18 protein-coding genes are annotated in these 16,918 nt (G+C 73.7%); 9 read left to right on the top strand and 9 right to left on the bottom strand.

The window, feature by feature from the left end:
* Window positions 1-297 precede the first annotated feature (297 nt).
* The 6 genes from JOE38_RS01060 (at window position 298) to JOE38_RS01085 (ending at window position 3,886) form a co-directional block, all read left to right on the top strand.
* Window positions 298-999: a hypothetical protein gene (locus JOE38_RS01060; protein ID WP_204574480.1), complete on the top strand. Its 702-nt coding sequence runs from the start codon at window positions 298-300 to the stop codon at window positions 997-999.
* A gap of 214 nt (window positions 1,000-1,213) precedes the next feature.
* Complete coding sequence (locus JOE38_RS01065; RefSeq protein ID WP_204574481.1) at window positions 1,214-1,465, top strand: toxin C-terminal domain-containing protein; 252 nt, start codon at window positions 1,214-1,216, stop codon at window positions 1,463-1,465.
* Between the two features lie 84 nt (window positions 1,466-1,549).
* Complete coding sequence (locus tag JOE38_RS01070) at window positions 1,550-2,044, top strand: hypothetical protein (protein ID WP_204574482.1); 495 nt, start codon at window positions 1,550-1,552, stop codon at window positions 2,042-2,044.
* Window positions 2,045-2,091: 47 nt separating this feature from the next.
* Window positions 2,092-2,556, top strand: a complete 465-nt coding sequence (locus JOE38_RS01075; RefSeq protein WP_204574483.1) for a hypothetical protein — start codon at window positions 2,092-2,094, stop codon at window positions 2,554-2,556.
* Window positions 2,553-3,080 carry a hypothetical protein gene (locus JOE38_RS01080; RefSeq protein ID WP_204574484.1) on the top strand — a complete coding sequence of 176 codons (528 nt, stop codon included), beginning with the start codon at window positions 2,553-2,555 and terminating at the stop codon, window positions 3,078-3,080. Before JOE38_RS01075 ends, JOE38_RS01080 begins: the two co-directional genes overlap by 4 nt.
* 143 nt (window positions 3,081-3,223) lie before the next feature.
* On the top strand, window positions 3,224-3,886 hold the full coding sequence (locus JOE38_RS01085; RefSeq protein ID WP_204574485.1) for a YitT family protein: 663 nt from the start codon (window positions 3,224-3,226) through the stop codon (window positions 3,884-3,886).
* A gap of 10 nt (window positions 3,887-3,896) precedes the next feature.
* Here JOE38_RS01085 and JOE38_RS15670 read toward each other — a convergent pair whose 3' ends face one another.
* Window positions 3,897-4,412 (bottom strand): DUF3817 domain-containing protein, encoded by a 516-nt coding sequence (locus JOE38_RS15670; RefSeq protein ID WP_239544719.1) that lies wholly within the window; start codon window positions 4,410-4,412, stop codon window positions 3,897-3,899.
* A gap of 338 nt (window positions 4,413-4,750) precedes the next feature.
* On the opposite strand from JOE38_RS15670, the gene JOE38_RS01095 reads away from it, so the two are divergent.
* Window positions 4,751-8,155 carry a sialate O-acetylesterase gene (locus JOE38_RS01095; RefSeq protein ID WP_239544720.1) on the top strand — a complete coding sequence of 1,135 codons (3,405 nt, stop codon included), beginning with the start codon at window positions 4,751-4,753 and terminating at the stop codon, window positions 8,153-8,155.
* A gap of 45 nt (window positions 8,156-8,200) precedes the next feature.
* Here JOE38_RS01095 and JOE38_RS01100 read toward each other — a convergent pair whose 3' ends face one another.
* Both JOE38_RS01100 and cmtR read right to left on the bottom strand, forming a co-directional pair.
* Window positions 8,201-8,884 (bottom strand): cation diffusion facilitator family transporter, encoded by a 684-nt coding sequence (locus JOE38_RS01100; protein WP_204574486.1) that lies wholly within the window; start codon window positions 8,882-8,884, stop codon window positions 8,201-8,203.
* Window positions 8,881-9,234 carry a Cd(II)/Pb(II)-sensing metalloregulatory transcriptional regulator CmtR gene (gene cmtR, locus JOE38_RS01105; RefSeq protein WP_307838815.1) on the bottom strand — a complete coding sequence of 118 codons (354 nt, stop codon included), beginning with the start codon at window positions 9,232-9,234 and terminating at the stop codon, window positions 8,881-8,883. The genes JOE38_RS01100 and cmtR overlap by 4 nt, the downstream gene beginning before the upstream one ends.
* A 109-nt stretch (window positions 9,235-9,343) precedes the next feature.
* On the opposite strand from cmtR, the gene JOE38_RS01110 reads away from it, so the two are divergent.
* On the top strand, window positions 9,344-9,781 hold the full coding sequence (locus JOE38_RS01110) for an arsenate-mycothiol transferase ArsC (RefSeq protein WP_204574487.1): 438 nt from the start codon (window positions 9,344-9,346) through the stop codon (window positions 9,779-9,781).
* Here JOE38_RS01110 and JOE38_RS01115 read toward each other — a convergent pair.
* Complete coding sequence (locus tag JOE38_RS01115) at window positions 9,778-10,404, bottom strand: TetR family transcriptional regulator C-terminal domain-containing protein (protein ID WP_204574488.1); 627 nt, start codon at window positions 10,402-10,404, stop codon at window positions 9,778-9,780. The two genes, JOE38_RS01110 and JOE38_RS01115, sit on opposite strands and share 4 nt — an antisense overlap.
* A gap of 77 nt (window positions 10,405-10,481) precedes the next feature.
* Here JOE38_RS01115 and JOE38_RS01120 point away from each other — a divergent pair, with 77 nt between their 5' ends.
* On the top strand, window positions 10,482-11,798 hold the full coding sequence (locus JOE38_RS01120) for a carboxylesterase family protein (protein WP_204574489.1): 1,317 nt from the start codon (window positions 10,482-10,484) through the stop codon (window positions 11,796-11,798).
* A 16-nt stretch (window positions 11,799-11,814) separates the two neighbouring features.
* Here JOE38_RS01120 and JOE38_RS01125 read toward each other — a convergent pair whose 3' ends face one another.
* From JOE38_RS01125 to JOE38_RS01145, 5 genes are all read right to left on the bottom strand, one after another.
* On the bottom strand, window positions 11,815-12,666 hold the full coding sequence (locus tag JOE38_RS01125; protein ID WP_307838816.1) for an alpha/beta hydrolase: 852 nt from the start codon (window positions 12,664-12,666) through the stop codon (window positions 11,815-11,817).
* A complete protein-coding gene (locus JOE38_RS01130) occupies window positions 12,663-13,229 on the bottom strand; it encodes a GNAT family N-acetyltransferase (RefSeq protein ID WP_204574491.1) in 567 nt (188 codons plus the stop codon). Before JOE38_RS01130 ends, JOE38_RS01125 begins: the two co-directional genes overlap by 4 nt.
* Before the next feature lie 99 nt (window positions 13,230-13,328).
* Window positions 13,329-15,089 (bottom strand): DEAD/DEAH box helicase, encoded by a 1,761-nt coding sequence (locus JOE38_RS01135; protein WP_204574492.1) that lies wholly within the window; start codon window positions 15,087-15,089, stop codon window positions 13,329-13,331.
* 92 nt (window positions 15,090-15,181) lie between these two features.
* Window positions 15,182-15,919, bottom strand: coding sequence for a hypothetical protein (locus tag JOE38_RS01140; protein WP_204574493.1), 738 nt, complete (start codon window positions 15,917-15,919; stop codon window positions 15,182-15,184).
* Between the two features lie 98 nt (window positions 15,920-16,017).
* Entirely contained in the window at window positions 16,018-16,875 is an 858-nt protein-coding gene (locus JOE38_RS01145; RefSeq protein WP_204574494.1) for a class I SAM-dependent methyltransferase, read from the bottom strand.
* Window positions 16,876-16,918 lie beyond the last annotated feature (43 nt).

A 16,918-nucleotide genomic window follows, 5' to 3' on the forward strand; every position in this document is an offset into this window, starting at 1 on the left:
ACACGGAATCTGTTGACGTCTGGCTGGCCTGTCTACATACGGTGGCGGAGCCGAGCTCACTGATGTCCTGGGTAATCGAGCTGCTGTCCTTCAGGCGAGCCCCTCTGCGCTCTCCTTCGCAATCCTTTTGCGATGCAGTTGGCCCGCGAGTCGGCTATCGTCCTCCGCGGGGTCCTGGCGATCTCTCCGTGGTCTCTCGTTGCACCGGGCCTGAAGAAATTCAGGCGGGAGCTCTTGGATCGATTGGATGCATTCCTCATTTCGGGTACCTGGAGGTGCAGGAGGCGTCACCGTCGGGTGACGATTACCACCGAGACCACGCTCTACCCGGGGTGGTTCATAGAGTCCGTCGCTTCGAGGATAATGGCCGGCAGGCTTGCTCGGGTCGCGAAGACGTTCCCCGCCCTTCGGGCCGCGACGGTCATCGACGCGCGACACTGGGTCTTGCTCCAGCTGGATCGCGAGGACGCGCTTCGCATACGCGACTCCCTCCTCCTGGAATCGCCTCCGGAGGAGGCACGGGAAATCACGGACCGCTACGTTGAGAAGCTGAGCGAGATGATCGATGTACCCATCCGGAGGAGCGTTGGCGTAGCGCCTGTCTGGGACGCAACTCCGACATGGCACCTAGGCACGCGACCGCTGCAGTCGCCACCCGAGAGATGCGAAGGGTGCCACGGCGACATCCTCGTCACGGCGGATCAGGCCGGGGTGCGTGCTCCGGGGCTGGCGGTGTACGACCCGTTCGGTCAGGTCGAGGATCCGACGACGGGTGCGCTGGGCACGTTTTCGGCGAACCAGTCGGGTCCGGACACGCAGCAGGGCAATGCGGATTACGGGTGGCTGGGTCAGCACCAGAAGCTGTCGGAGCACCTGGGCGGCATCGCGACGGTGGAGATGGGCGCGAGGCAGTACGTCGCGGCGCTAGGCGGTTCCTGCAGGTGGATCCGGTCGAGGGCGGGACGGATGACGACTACGCGTATCCGAACGACCGATTAACGCGTTCGACCTGACCGGGCAATTCGCGTTCCTCGTCCCTATCGCTGTCGTCTTGGCCGTAGCCCTCGGTCTCGCTGTCCTCGCGACGGCCATTGTTATCGGTGCGTGGTGGATAGGGCAGTAAATCGGTTCCTGGCTTAAAACGACAGCATTCCCTTGGATTCGCCAGGCCTTCAACAAGTCAAAAAACCCCAATTCCAACAAGGGGGGACATGTGACCGACGAGGAAGCGGGTGAAGTCGCAAAGAGCAAGGGGTATATCAAGATCAAAGCACGTTCCGGCAAGGGTCGGGCGATCTTCAAGAAGGGGAAGAACGACTACATCACCTATGATCGTGGAAGTAGCCAGAACGGTGGGCACAACGGCGGCTACTGGAAGAGGGCCACTTCTGTTGCCGGCCTCAATAGCAAGACCACCCGTGGTGGCACCTGGGACAAATACTTGACCAAGCAGATAGGGGACTGAGTGTCGCGAGACGAACGGTTGGGGGAATGGCACCTTTGGATTCAGCCCCGGGGGTCGAAGCCCTCATTGATTACCCGCGCGCTGGTGGCGATCTCCGAGCGGCAGAGAGGCACGATTCTATCCCCCTCGCACGGCACCGTCCTCGTGCTGCGTCGCCATGAAGTGCACGCGATGGTCTGTGCCCTGAGCGATCCTCTGGGCGGTGATCGCGACGATGCAGCTGACGACGTCCGGATCAGAGTTATTCACGGGGTCGGCGAACGGTTGGAGTCGAGCGCCGGGGATGCGGGCGAGTCTGCCGGGGGTGACTACCCCGCGGCCCAGATGTTTCCGGCGTACCTGGTCCCGATGCTTGCGAGTCGACGGCTGGCCTCGATCCTCCGGGCGTTCATCAACCGCTTCTCCTTAGGAGACCGAGCGCAGGTGCTGGACCCGAGCGAAGTGTTCGTCTACATATTCCTGCGCGGATCCGATCTGTCCCTCCGCGATCTCCTGATGTCAACGGATCCTCGCATCGGCAATGAGGCACTGCGGGCGGGTCTGATCGAGGATTTTCGGGGATATCTGCATGAATCGTGATCGTCTTGTTTCCACTCGATGTCGTGAGGCGACGGGGGGTACCTCGCATGTGGGTCGCTGACGACGGAGTATTCCACGTCGAGTACCTGTGGGGCGCCCGCGACCTGCTCTCGAACGAGGCGTCGCGCGCCCTGCACCGAGTACCAGGCGCCGCGTACCGCGCCCTCATGCGGGACGTGATGGACACGTTCTCCGACGTCTCCGATCATCTGCACGAGGTGACGGGATGGGCCGATCAGGCGTCCTTCGTCGAGGAGCCCATCCCGGTAGAGCTCCTGGCGCCGATCTCGCGCGCGACGACCTTCATCGAGGTGAGCCACGAGCTGATCCACCTGCCGCACGACATCGATCCGCAGTGGCGGCTCGACGCGGCGGGGGTCTGCTGGGACCTCGTCAGCACCGTGGGCCGGGAGCGGCGCGGCGTCGGCTCTCGGCTGCGTCGGCTCGGTGGCCGCGTCATCTCGCGTCAGCGCGGCCCCCTGCTCAGGCTCGCGCGCAGGCCGCTGTCATGATGCGCCTCTGGCGACGCCGCCCCCGCATCCAGGTAGAAGTGGAGCCCTACGCCCTCCGCTCCTTCCTCCGCAATCCCGCGGTCCCGCGGTACGAGGACTGGCTGCCGGCCGGGATCGCGGGGCGCATCCGGCTGCCCGGATACCCGCATCCGTTCGTGATGGCGCGGCGCATGTACGGGGACGACGAGCTCGGTCCCGACGCCTACCGTCTGATGCTCCCCGAGGACGAGCTGCGGTATGGCGACAGCGAGGACGAGTGGATGGTGTCGATGCCCGAGTCGTCGGTCCTGCCGGGTCCGGAGGGCAGTCTCATCGACGTCGTGACGACCGCGCTCGACGTCCGGTGGGACGCGTCCCCCGAGGCGTGGGAGGAGGCCAGGGCGTGGTTCGTCCGGCAGTCCGACCTTCGGTGGGGGGCGACGGCGAAGGAGCGCCGGTCAATCGACTCGATCTTCGGTCGGCGAGGGAAGAACCCGTCCGGGGCGTTCTTCGACGTTGGTCCCTTCGAGGATCCCTACTTCTGACGTCGGAGCGTTCGGGCAGCCCGGACCGTGGACCGCGGCAGGATCCCGTCCTCCACCGCCCCGCCGATCCGCCATGCTGTTCCCTGCGCGTGATGCGGCACGACCGCCCGCGCGGATCCCGTCCCCCCACCCCGGAGACCGCCATGACCGCTTCCGCGTCCGAGCCCCTGCCCACGCCGATCGCCCCCTCGCCCGGCGAGCCGACGACCGCGGGCATCCCGCACTCCGTCATCGAGGACGTGCTGGGGATCCTCACCGGCACCTTCGTGGCGTCGTTCGGGCTGTTCCTGCTGCGGGACGCCGGCGCCGTCACGGGCGGCACGGCGGGTCTCGCGCTGCTCCTGAGCTACACGGGCGTGCTGCCGTTCGGGGTGCTGTTCTTCGTGGTCAACGCGCCGTTCTTCGCGCTCGCGGTGTGGAAGAAGGGATGGCGTTTCACGATCCGCACGGTCATCTCGGTCGGGCTCGTGTCGCTGTTCTCCTCGCTCCACCCGCTCATGGTCACCGGGCTCGAGCTGCAGCCGGTCTACGGCGTGCTCGCGGGGAACCTGCTCGTGGGGATCGGGCTGCTGGTGGTCTTCCGGCACGGATCCAGCCTCGGCGGCTTCAACATCGTCGCGCTCATCGCGCAGGAGCGGTTCGGCTTCCCCGCCGGGTACGCGCAGATGATCCTCGACGTGATCGTGATCCTGCTCGGCCTCACGGTCGTGCCGGTCGAAGGCGTGGTGTGGTCGGCGCTGGGCGCGGTGCTGCTCAATCTGGTGCTCGCGCTCAACCACCGGCCGGGGCGCTACACCGGGATCTGATCCGCGGCGGTCAGGCGCGGGAGGCGGCGTCGCCCGGCGTGGCTCCCGCGGGCGCCCGTCCGTCGACCGCGTCGGCCGGCTGCCGCAGGTACCCGCGGCGACGCAGCCCGACCTCGAGCGGCAGGGTCGCGAGCGGCGGGATCGCCGCGACGCCCGCGAGGAGCGCGGGCTTCCACCCCCAGCGGAGGCGGATCGCGGCGACGGCCGTGACGATCACGTAGAGGACGAACGCGGCGCCGTGCAGGCGGCCGAAGACGTAGACGCCGAGCTCGGTCGTCTCCGTCACGTACTTGAGGAACATGCCCACCAGGAGGCCGGTCCACGTGATCGCCTCGATGATCGCGACGACGGCGAAGAGGCGGCCGAGACGCGACGGGCGGTCGGAGCGGTCGCGCGTGCCGCGGACGAGCGCGGCGAAGCCGGTGGCCGGCGCGGAGCCGGCAGCGGCGGGGGAGGCGGGCGACCCCGCAGGGCGCGCCCCGGGCTCGGCGGGCGGGGCGGCGTCGGGGTGCGGGGCGTTCGTCATGGGGCCTTCCGGGGCAGGGGGATCCTCGGGGATCCGACGGGCGGGGCAGGTCGCCGCCCACGGTACGCGGCGCCATCGGGTGGGAGCTGTGGGCGGCAGCGGAGGATGGGCGCCGGCATCGTCGGCCGTCGATGCGCCATGTGCATCTCCTGTGAGCCGGGCGTGAGCGGGGTCCTCACCGGACACGTGTCACGCATCACCGTCGCGGTGTGCAAGCATTTCCACATGAGGTGGAATTCGCCTCGACGATCTGGGGGGATCAATTGGGGGAGCACCACTCTGCCGTCCGCCGTGCCTCGACACGGGGGACGCGCACCGCATCTGCACGCGCACGACTCATGGCCGCCATCACGGGGCTCAGCCTCGGGGTGACGCTGCTCGTCGCCGTAGAGCCGGGCGCCGTTCCGGCCGAGGCCGCGACGACGGGCACCGCTTTGTCGACCGCGCGCGTCATCGCGCCCGGCACGAGCGCCGTGCAGCCGGCCGCGACCGACGGCGCGCCGACCACCGCGTCGATGATGCGCCTGCTGCAGGCCACCGCGGCCGCCGCGCCGTTCACCGCGACGCCCGCGCCGGTCATCACCGGCAAGGCCGTCATCGGCCAGCGCCTCGTCGCCACCACCGCGCGGTGGACCCCGGCCGCCACGTCGAGCACGTACGCGTGGCTCGTCGACGGCGTGCCCGTGAGCGGGCAGACCAGCACTGCGTACACCGTGCGCGCCGCCGACGCGGGATCCGTCATCACGGTCGCCGTGACCGGCAGCCGCTCCGGCTACGACACGAGCACGCAGACGAGCGAGCCGACCGCGACCGTCCCGACGCCCGTCGTCGCGCCGTTCACGGCCGCCCCGACGCCCACCATCGCCGGATCCCCGCAGGTGGGCTTCACGCTCACCGCACGGTCCGGCACCTGGACCCCGTGGCCGACCTTCTCCTACGCCTGGACCCGCGACGGCGTGCTCATCGGCGGGCAGACCGGCGTCACCTATCGCGTCACCGAGCAGGACCGCGGCACGGCGCTCGCCGTGACGGTCACCGGCACGAAGACCGGGTACGCGACGACGCCCCGGACGAGCGACGCGATGACCGTGCCGGGCGCGACGCCGACCCCGACGCCGACCCCGACCGCGGCGCCCACGGCCACGCCGACCGCCGGGCCGACCACCGCGCCGACTCCGACGCCGACGGTGGCCCCGACGCAGGCGCCGACCCCGACGCCCACCCCGACGGTGGCCCCGACGCAGGCGCCGACCCCGACGCCCACGCCGACGGTCGCCCCCACCACCGCGCCGACGACGCCGGCCGCTGCGCCGTTCACCGCCGCCGCGACGCCCACCATCGCGGGCACCGCGCGCGTCGGCTTCACCCTGTCCGCGCGCGCCGGGGTGTGGACCCCGTGGCCCACGTTCTCCTACGCGTGGCTCCGCGACGGCGTCGTGATCGCCGGGCAGACCGGCGTGACCTACCGCGTGCAGGCCGGGGACGCGGGATCCCGCATCAGCGTCACCGTGACCGGCACGAAGACCGGCTACGCCACGCAGTCGCTGACGAGCGCGGAGCTCCAGGTCCCGGCCGCGAGCACGCCGACGCCCACCCCGGCGCCGACGACGCCCGCGCCGACCCCGACGCCCACCGCGACGCCGGGCACGCCCACGCCGACCCCGACCCCGACCGCGACGCCGGGCACGCCGGAGCCGACCCCGACCCCGACGACCCCCGTCCCCACCCCGGAGCCCACCGCTCCGGCCGAGGACGCGCCGTTCTCGGCCGCCGCCACCCCGACCATCGCCGGCACCGCCCGCGTCGGCTTCACGCTGTCCGCGCGCGCCGGGGTCTGGACCCCCTGGCCGACCTTCTCCTACCAGTGGACCCGCGACGGCGTCGCGATCGACGGCCAGACCGCCGTCACCTACCGCGTGCAGGAGGGCGACCAGGGCGCCACGATCGCCGTGATCGTCACCGGCACGAAGACCGGGTACGTCACGCAGTCCCTCGCGAGCGACGGCCTCCTCGTGCCGCTGCCCGAGTCGACGCCGGAGCCCACCGTGCCCACGCCGGACCCGACGCCCGCCCCCGACGTCGCGTTCGAGACCGTCGGCACCCCGTCCATCACCGGCCTCGGCCGCGTGGACTACACGCTCAACGCCAAGTCCGGCACGTGGTCGCCGTGGCCGTCCTTCTCCTACGCGTGGATGCGCGACGGCGTGGCGCTCCCGGACCAGACAGGCCCGAGCTACCGCGTCGTGGCGAGCGACGTCGGCACGAGCATCTCGGTCGCCGTCACCGGCACGAAGACCGGGTATGTCACGCAGACGGCGACGAGCCCCGGCGTGGCCGTCGTCGAGACGCCCGTCACGCCGCCGCCGCCCGCGCCGTCCATCCCGTTCGAGGCGACGACGACGCCCGTGATCCAGGGATCGCCGGTGGCCGGCAGCCCCCTGAGGGTGGACACGCCCGCATGGACGCCGGAGGCCACCTCGTACTCGTACGCGTGGGCCCGCGACGGCGTCACCGTGCTCGGCGCCACCGACGCGACGTACGCCGTGCGCCGCGCGGACGCCGGGTCGCGGATCACCGTGACCGTCACCGGCACGCGCACGGGCTACAAGGCGACGAGCGTGACGAGCGAGCCGACCGCGGTCGTGGTCGACGCCCTCGACGTGCCGCCCGCGACGCCCGCCCCGTCACCCGACGACCAGGCGTTCACGGACGCGCCGAGCCCGACCATCACGGGTGACGCGAGCGTCGGATCCACCCTCACGGCCGAGACGCCCGCGTGGACCCCCGAGGCCACCGCGCTCTCCTACGTGTGGAAGCGCAACGGCGTGGTCGTGCCCGGCCGCACCGCGTCGACCTACGTGCCCGCACCGCGGGACGCCGGATCGCAGGTCACCGTGACCGTCACCGGGCGGGCCGACGGGTTCGCCCCGACGTCCCGCACCTCCGTGCCGCGGCAGATCGCGTCGACCGGCGAGGGCTACGACGTCGTCGTGATCCTTGGCCAGTCGAACGCGCAGGGCGTCGGCACCGGGTGGGATCCCTCGATCGACGTGAGCGTGCCCGGGCTCGACCAGCTCGCCGGCAGCGGCGCCAAGGCCGGGCAGATCGTGCCCGCCAAGGACTCGCTGAGCCACGTGACCACCTGGACGACGTCCGGCGGCGTGCAGGCCGTCGGCCCCGGGATGGAGCTCGGCCGGCACATGCTCGCCGACGCCCGCCCGGGCCGGAAGGTGCTGCTCGTCCCCGCGGCGATGGCGTCCACCTCCATGACGGGCGACGGCACCTACGCCTGGAACCCCGCGGACACGCGCTCGCGCATCAACCTGTTCACGCGGGCGCTCGGGCAGATCGACGCCGCGCTCGCGCAGGATCCCGACAACCGCCTCGTCGCGGTCGTCTGGGCCCAGGGCGAGTCCGACGCGACCCGCACGAACGCGGCGGGCTACCAGTCGATGCTGCTCGACCTCGTCGACCGGCTGAACACGCGCTACGGCGCGGTGCCGTTCCTCATCGGCGGCATGGTGCCCGAGTGGCTGAACGTGTCGTCGCTCCGCCAGGCCATCGACACCGCGCAGCAGGGCATGCCCGCGCTGCGGGCGAACGTGTCCTACATCCCGGGAGCCTCCGGGTACAGCAGGGCGGAGGACTCGATCCACTACACGGCGGCCGGCGCCCGGGCCATGGGCGACAAGTACTTCGCCGCCTACCAGCGGGCGACGGGCGCCGTGCAGCTGTCGAAGTAGCCGAGGCGCGGCCGGGCGCGATGCCCGGCCGTGCTCCCCTCGGCCTCAGCAGCGGTCGTCGTGGTCGTCGACCGCCCGCTCGCCCGTGAGCGCGCCGACGGGCACGGTGCACGCGTCCCCGCGCCACGCCTCGACGCCCTCGCGGACGGCGAACAGGGCGATGACGAGCCCGGCGATCGGATCCGCCCACCACCAGCCGAGCCCCGCGTCGAGCAGGAGCCCGACGAGGAGCGCGGCGGACAACCACGCGCAGACCAGGGTCTGCCGGGAGTCGGCGACGGCGCTCGCGGAGCCGAGCTCGGTGCCGGTGCGGCGCTCGAGCAGGCTGAGCGCGGGCATCACGGCGAGGCTCATGGCCGCGAGGACGACGCCCGTCGTGCTCGGGTGCGCCGCGGATCCGCCCGCCAGGGCCATGACGGCGTCCACGCTCACGTAAGCGGCGAGCCCGAGGAACGACACGGCGATGAGCCGCAGGGCCGTGCGCTCGCGCGCCTCCGGATCCGGCGCGGAGAACTGCCAGGCGACGGCGGACGCGGCGAGCACCTCCACGATCGAGTCGAGCCCGAAGGCCACGAGCGCGGTCGACGACGCGACGGCGCCCGCCGTGAGCGCGACCACGGCCTCGACCGCGTTCCACGCGATGGTGCCCGCGACGATCCAGCGGATGCGGCGGCGCAGCACGTCGCGGTGCGCGACCGTGAGCCCCGGCGCGGACGCGAGGCCGCTCACGCGCCCGCCTCGCAGCAGCCGGGATCGCAGAGCGCCGGATCCGCGCACGCCCGGTCGTCGTCCACCGCGAGCACGACCTCCACGAGCGCGCCGAGGCCGCGGGCGATGCGCGGATCCTGGATCTCGTAGCGCGTGCTCCGCCCCTCGGGCACCGTGCGGACGATGCCGCAGCCGCGCAGGCAGGCGAGGTGGTTGGACACGTTCTGCCGCGTGAGGCCGAGCCGGTCGGCGAGCAGCGCGGGGTAGGCGGGCTCGTCGAGGAGCTCCAGCAGGATCCGGGACCGCGTGGGGTCCGCGAGCGCCCGGCCGAGCCGGGTCATGACGTCGAGGCGGGGAGCGAGGGCGGGCACGCGACGACGGTACAGCGTCGGCTGTACCGAAGGCCAGCGTCCGCCCACCGTGGTCTGCCAGGATCGAGGGACGCGCCGACATGCGGCCGACATCCCGACCGGAGGATCCATGCCCGAGCGCATCCCGCACGTCGTCTTCGTCTGCGCCCGCAACGGCGGCAAGTCCCAGCTCGCGGCGGCCCTCATGCGCCACGCGGCGGGCGACGCCGTCGCCGTCACGTCGGCGGGGACGGATCCCGGCACCTCGCTCAACGCGCTCGCCGTGGAGTCGCTCGCCGAGCTCGGCATCGACGTGGCGGGCGAGCGCCCGAAGCCGCTCACCGACGACATGGTGCGCCAGGCCGACCTCGTGGTCGTGCTCGGCGCGGAGGCGCACGTGGACGGCGACCAGGACGTCGCGGTCGAGACGTGGATCACGGACGAGCCGTCCGAGCGCGGCATCGACGGCATGGAGCGGATGCGGCTCGTGCGCGACGACATCCGCGCGCGCGTCGAGGAGCTGCGCGGCCGTCTCGGCGTCGTCGCGGGCGAGCCGGACGCGCGCTAGGCGTCGACGGACGCGCGCCGGTCGACGCGGCGGGCGACGAGCGCGTCGACGTGCCGCTCGAGGACGCCGAGCGCGCGGGCGCTCCGGGCCGGATCCGGCTCCTCCACCAACAGCTGCAGCGCGAGCCCCGCGAGGAGCGCCTGCAGGTGGTCGGCCTCGGCCTCGGGATCCGCGTCGGGCCGCAGCAGCCCCGCCGCGCGCAGCTGCGCGAGCTGCTCCAGGCACGTCTCGCGGGCGGCCGCGTGGGCGGCGGCCCGCACCTCCCGCAGCCGCGGATGCGAGGCCGCGTCGGCGAGGAGCGCCGCGGAGACCTCGGCCTCGGCGCGGCGCGCGTCGTCGAGCGGCAGGTGCTCCGCGAGGATCCGCACGGCCCGGCGTCGCGCGTCCGGATCGGTGCGCCGCGCCCGGATGCGGCCCTCGACGCGGCGAGCGACGAGCGCGGTCGCGTGCGCGACCAGGTCGATGCGGCTGGGGAAGCTGTGGCGCAGGGATCCGGTCGAGAGGCTCGCCTCGGCGGCGACCGTGCGGACCGAGACGCCGCTCGCGCCCTCGCGTCGGATCACCCGCCAGACCGCCTCGGCGAGCTCGTCCTCGCGGCGGGCGTGGTCGATCAGGCGGGGCATGGCGTCACGGTAGCACCGGGATCCATCGTGCTCGCGGGCCTCCCGGCGAACGCCTCCCGAACGGTAGCGTCGACCGGATGACCGCCTTCTCACCGCCCTGCGGCCCCGTCGTCGGCTGGGCGGACGGCGACGTCGTCCGCGCGACCGGCATCCCGTACGCCACGGCCGCCCGCTTCGCGCCGCCTGTCCCGCACCCCGACTGGACGGAGCCGCGCGACGCGACCGCCTGGGCGCCCGCGTGCCCGCAGCCGCCCATGGAGGCGCTCGACGCCGTGCTCGGGAGCTTCGCCTCGCTGGAGGTGGACGAGGACTGCCTGCGCGTGTCCGTCACGATGCCGCGCGACGTGCGCCCCGGCGACGCGCTGCCGGTCATGGTCTGGATCCACGGGGGCTCGTACGTGTCCGGCGCGGGGGACGTGCCGATCATGGATCCCGCCGCCCTCGTCGCCGAGCAGCGCGTCGTGGTCGTCACGGTCACCTACCGGCTCGGCCTCCTCGGCTACCTCGGCGACGGCCGCGACCGGCCGGCGAACCTCGGCGTCCTCGACCAGCTGGAGGCGTTCCGCTGGGTCGCGCGCAACATCCGCGCGTTCGGCGGGGATCCTGGCCGCGTCACGGCCTTCGGGCAGTCGGCGGGCGGTGATGCTGTCGCGCATCTGATGGCCGTGCCCGAGGCCGCGGGCCTGTTCCGCCGGGCGATCGTGCAGAGCGCGCCGCTCGGCATCTCGCGGGGCCGGCGCCGCATGGCCGACGCGATGGCGCGCGCCTCCCGCGGGCTCACGGCCGACATGCCCGTGGCGGAGGTGCTCGCCCGACAGGCGGAGGTCGAGCGCGTCGCCGCGCCGTTCGGGCTGCTCGGCGCGATGCCGTTCGGCACGCAGTACGGGCACGCGCCGCTGCCGAGCGAGGCCGGGATCGACGCGGCGTGGGACGCCGCGGCGCCCGGCGTCGACGTGCTCATCGGCAACACGGCCGAGGAGGCGCGGCTGTTCCTGCCGGGGATCCCGTGGCTCGCGCGCCTCACGCGGCTCCCGGTCGTGGGCCCGCTCGTACGCCGCGCGGCCGTGGCAGCGGTCACGGGCATCGTCTACGGGATCCCCGCGCGCCGCTTCGCCCGCCGTCACGCGCGCGCCGGCGGCACGGCCCACCGCTACGTGATCCAGTGGTCGGCACCGGGCAGCGCGTTCGGCGCCGCGCACACCGTGGACCTGCCGCTCCTCTTCGGCGACGAGGAGGCGTGGCGCGGCGCCGGCCTCCTCGCGGGCGCCGACTGGGACGGCATCCAGCGCGACGCCCGCCGCGTGCGGCAGGTCTGGGGCGACTTCGCGCGCGGGCGGATCCCGACGCGGCAGCTGATCCCGGGCGTGCTGGAGCTGCGGCGCGTGCGCGGCTGAGGCGAGCCGGGGGACCTCAGAGCAGGGCGGTGATCGCAGCGGCGACCACGTCCGGATCCGTGATCGGGACCATGTGCTCGGACCTCGGTGCCGGAATCCATGCGCCCTGCGCGAAGGCCGCAGCCGACGCCCGGTGCGCGCGCACGAGTTCGCGCCGCTGGCCGCGGGTGAGCGGGCCCGCGGTCGTGCCGGAGATGACGCGCACGGGGATGCCCGGGAGCGGGGAGCCGGAAACGACGAGCCCAGCGAGCCCCGGCAGCAGGTGCCGCTGCTCCGCGGCGGTCGCGCGCGCCGCCCGCACCGAGCCGGCGGCGTCGGCGGCCGCCCCGAGGAGCGGTTCCGGGAGGCCCGCGAGTGCGATCCGGTGCAGCCGTCGCAGGGGGCCGAGCCGCGCCAGCGGCACGAGCAGCGCCGCCTGCGTGGCGAATCCGAGGCGTGCGACGGGGGACACGTAGACGCGGGCGCGCTCGTCGCTCGGATCCACCAGCACGACGCCGGAGGTCGGCACCCCGCGCGCGATCCGCCGCGCCGCCGCGACGCGCACGACGGGCCCGCCCCAGCTGTGCCCGGCGAGCACGAGACGGCGGTGCGGGAACGCGGCGACGACCGCCTCGAGGTCGTCGGCGAGCCGGGCGAGGTCGCGGGGTGCGGGATCCGGGTCGCTGCCGCCGAGGCCCGCGCGGTCGTAGGCGACGACGCGGTGGGTGCGGGCGACGATCCCGTGCACGAGCCCCCAGGTCAGCCCGCTGCCGCCGAGGCCCGCTTCCAGCACCACGAGGTCGTCGCCGTCGCCCGCGACCATCGCGCTGAGGCGGCGGCCGACCGCCGTGGTGACCGTGACGTCGCGCCCGAGGAGGCCGGCGGTCACGCGAGCACCGGCCACGGCTGCGGCGCCCGGCCGTCGGTCGCGAGGAGACCCGCCAGCCAGTCGTCCTCGCGGCCGTCGCGTCCCATCGCGCCGAGGCGGGCGATCCCCTCGAAGCGGAAGCCGAGCGCGCGGGCGACGGCGGCGGATCCGGCGTTCCCCGAGTACGCGCGCCACCCGATGCGTGCGAGGGCGAGCCCGGCGGACGCGTCGAACCCGTGGTCGACGACCGCCGCCGCGGCCTCGCGCATGATCCCGCGGCCGCGCGCGCCCGGCGCCAGCCAGTACCCCATCTCGGCCGCGCCGTCCGCGATGGCGTGCAGCCCCACGGTGCCCACGAGCTCGCCGCCCTCGAGCACGGCCCAGGTCAGGCGGTCGCCCGACGCCCAGCCGGCGGCGCAGAAGTCGGCCACGTAGGAGACCGCGTCCTCGCGCGCGTACGGCACGGGGACGGGCACGTAGCGCTGGATCGCCGAGTCCTGGCACGCGGCCGTGATGGCGTCGACGTCGTCGAGCGCGGGCGGGCGGAGCGTCAGGCGCGGGGTGCGGAGGGTCACGGGATCCATCGGGCCACGCTACCGGCCGGGCACCCGCGATCCGCCGCCGGACGCGACGACGGCCCGCCGCCTCCGGAGAGGCGACGGGCCGTCGAGGCGATCAGCGGATCAGTCGCGCGGCTTCCGCCCGCGACGTTCCGGGGCCGCACCGCGCTCGGCGGCGCGGGGGCCGCCGCGGTCGGGGCGGATGTCGATCGGGCGCCCGTTGATGACCGTACTGGCGAGCCGGTCGATCTTGTCCTGCGGCAGCCCGGCCGGCAGCTCGACGAGCGAGAAGTCGGGGCGGATGTCGATGTGGCCGAAGTCCTCGCGGCTGAAGCCGCCCTCGTTGGCGAGCGCGCCGACGATCTGGCGGGGCTCGACGCGGTGGCGGCGGCCGACGTCGATGCGGTACGTCGCCATGTTGCCGCTGCCGCGCGCGGGACGGGCGCGACGCTCGCCGCGGTCGTCGCCGTCGCGGGACGGGCGGTCGTCGCGGCGCTCGCGCTCGACTCGGGGCGGACGGAGGTCGTCGGCCGAGAGCAGCAGCGGGGTGTCGCCCTGCGCGACGATCGCGAGCGCGGCGGCCACGTCGGACTCGACGACGTCGTGGTGGTTCACGTAGTGGCCCACGATGTCCCGGAACGCGTCCAGGCGCTCGCGGTCGGCGAGGGCCGCGGTGATCGCGTCGTCGAAGCGCGAGAGGCGCGTGACGTTCACGTCCTCCGCGCTCGGCATGCGCATCTCGGTGAGCGGCTGGCGCGTGGCCCGCTCGATCGCGGTGAGGAGGCGGCGCTCGCGCGGCGTGACGAAGCTGATCGCCGCGCCGCTGCGTCCGGCGCGACCCGTGCGGCCGATGCGGTGCACGTACGACTCGGTGTCGATCGGGATGTCGTAGTTGACGACGTGGCTGATCCGGTCGACGTCGAGGCCGCGGGCCGCGACGTCCGTGGCCACGAGGATGTCGAGCTTGCCCGACTTCAGCTGCTCCACCGTGCGCTCGCACTGCGCCTGCGCGACGTCGCCCGAGATGGCGGCCGCCGCGTACCCGCGGGCCCGGAGCTTCTCGGCGAGCGTCTCCGTCTCGTTCTTGGTGCGGACGAACACGATCATGCCCTCGAAGTTCTCGGTCTCGAGGATGCGCGTCAAGGCGTCGACCTTCTGCGGGTACGACACCATCAGGTACCGCTGCGTGGTGTTCGCCGAGGTCGTGGTCTTGTTCTTGACCGTGATCTCCTCGGGGTCCTGCAGGTACTTGCCCGAGATGCGGCGGATCTGCGCGGGCATCGTCGCCGAGAACAGCGCGATCTGCTTCGACTTCGGGGTGTCCGCGAGGATCGTCTCCACGTCCTCCGCGAAGCCCATCTTGAGCATCTCGTCGGCCTCGTCGAGCACGAGGAACTTGAGCTGCGAGAGGTCGAGCGTGCCCTTGTCGAGGTGGTCCATGATCCGGCCGGGGGTGCCGACGACCACGTGCACGCCGCGGCGGAGCGCCGACAGCTGCACGCCGTAGCCCTGGCCGCCGTAGACGGGCAGCACGTGCACGCCGCGCATGCCGGACGCGTAGCGCTCGAACGCCTCGCACACCTGGAGCGCGAGCTCGCGGGTGGGCGCGAGGACGAGGGCCTGCGGGGTCTTCTGGGAGACGTCGAGGTTGGAGAGGATCGGCAGCGCGAACGCTGCCGTCTTGCCGGTGCCGGTCTGGGCGACGCCGAGGACGTCGCGGCCGGACAGGAGGGAGGGGATCGTGGCGGCCTGGATCGCGGAGGGCGTCTCGTAGCCCACGTCCTTGAGTGCCTTGAGCACCTGGTCGGAGAGACCGAGGTCGCTGAAGGTCGTGCGGGGGGCGGCGTCCGCGTCGGGGGTGGATGCGGTGTCGTCAGTGCTCATGCCTCAACGGTAGGGGGTCGGGGGTGCCTCGGGTCCCACGGCAGGCGGATCGGCGGGCGATCGCGGCGCCGCGAGCTCCGCCGCCGACGACGTCAGGCGGCCGAGACGAGGTCGCGCGCGAGGACGCGTGCGCGGTGGCGCGCGAGCACGGCGGCGACCAGCATGGCGACGGCGGCGCAGGCCGTGCTGGTGGCGACGACGCTCTCCGTGTGGATGGGCGTGTCGGAGTAGCTCCCTCCCCAGATCGCCGGCGCGATGACGAAGAGGGCCAGGAGCTGTCCGACGAGGCCGTTGCCGAGGATCAGCACCGCCCCGAGCGCCTCCCACGCCGTCGCGCCCGGCGCGCGTCCCCGGCGCATCGCCACCGCGACGACCACGGCCCCGGCGAGGCCCAGGAGGTGGACGCGGAGGTAGGCGTCGCCCAGGGGCGTCGCCGTCCCCGTCAGCCCGGCGACGAGGGCGTTCGTCCCGATCGCCGCGAAGCAGCCGGCGACGAGCGCGACGCCCAGCACGCCGGTCGCGCCCGTGATCCGCACGGCCCGCGCGACCGCGAGCACCGCGAGGGCGAGCAGGAGCATCCCGATGCCGTGGGTCTCGGCGGCGTCGCCCAGGGGGACCCAGTCGCGGGAGGGGAAGGAGTGGTCGTACCGCCCGTCCTGCACCCCCGCCTCCGGGTCGTCCCATGATGCGGCGGCGGTGATCCATCGGGCGGCGGAGGCGTGGAGCTGGAGGGCCGCTGAGGTCGCGAGCAGGGCGGCCGCGACGATGCGCCAGGCGGCGGATGCGCGACGGTGCACGGGGTGCGCGAGCGGGCGGTCGATCAGGCTCATGGCCCAGGACTACCGCACCCGCATACGCCGCGGAGCGACGGGAGGACGTCGAGTCTCCTCACCCGGTGAATTCCGGGCGGCGCGGACGCGACGGGCGGTCAGCGCGGCCGGCGCCCGACGCAGGCCGTGCGGGTGCCGCGGAGGCCGAGGCCCGGGATCCGCGCCAGGGCGTGCGGGCCGCCGTCGTCGAGGAGGGCGTCGAGGGCCGCGCGGTCGCCCGCGTCGAGGCGGTCGGCGGCGCGGTCGCGGACGCGGGTCAGCCAGGCGCGGGCGTAGGGGAGGGTCGCGGCGGCGGCGATCGGATCCGCCGGGTCGGGATCGATGGGGAAGGTGCGCGTCTCGACGTCCACCAGCCCGGCCTCCTGCAGCCACGGCGCCCAATCCGGGTGCGACGGGCCGCCCGTGCCGCCGTGGGTGACGGCGTCGTCGAGGCGGTCGGCGAGGCCCGGGCGACCGAGCGCGGGATCGAGACGGTCGGGCAGGAAGCGCGGCGGGCCGTCCATCTCGACGACGGCGAGGATCCCGCCGGGCGCGAGCCCGTCGTGCACGCGCGCGAGCAGCCGCGCGGGGTCGGCCACCTCGTGCAGCATGAGCGACGCCCACACCAGGTCGGCGGGCGGCAGGGCGGGCCAGCCCGCGTCGAGGTCGGCGTGCACGGTGCGGATCCGGTCGGCGAGGCCGTCGACGACCGCGCGCTCGGCGACCCGCTCGAGCATGGCGGGGCTCGCGTCGACGGCGTGCACCTCCGCCCGCTCGAAGCGCCGCGCGAGCGCTACCGTCCCGGTGCCGGTCCCCGCGCCCAGGTCGAGGACCACGCGGCCGGCGGTGTCGCGAGCGAGGCGGCGGACCCAGGCGGTCAGCTCGCGCTGGTGGCCGTGCAGGATCCGGGCGTCGAGGTCGAGCATGCGGGCGAGCGACGGGTCGGCGGGGCCGTGGGCGTGGTGCGGGTGCGTCATGGATCCAGGCTGGCGCACCCCTGCTCGCCGCGCATACGATCTT

Source organism: Clavibacter michiganensis (assembly GCF_016907085.1).
Lineage (GTDB): Bacteria > Actinomycetota > Actinomycetes > Actinomycetales > Microbacteriaceae > Clavibacter > Clavibacter michiganensis_O.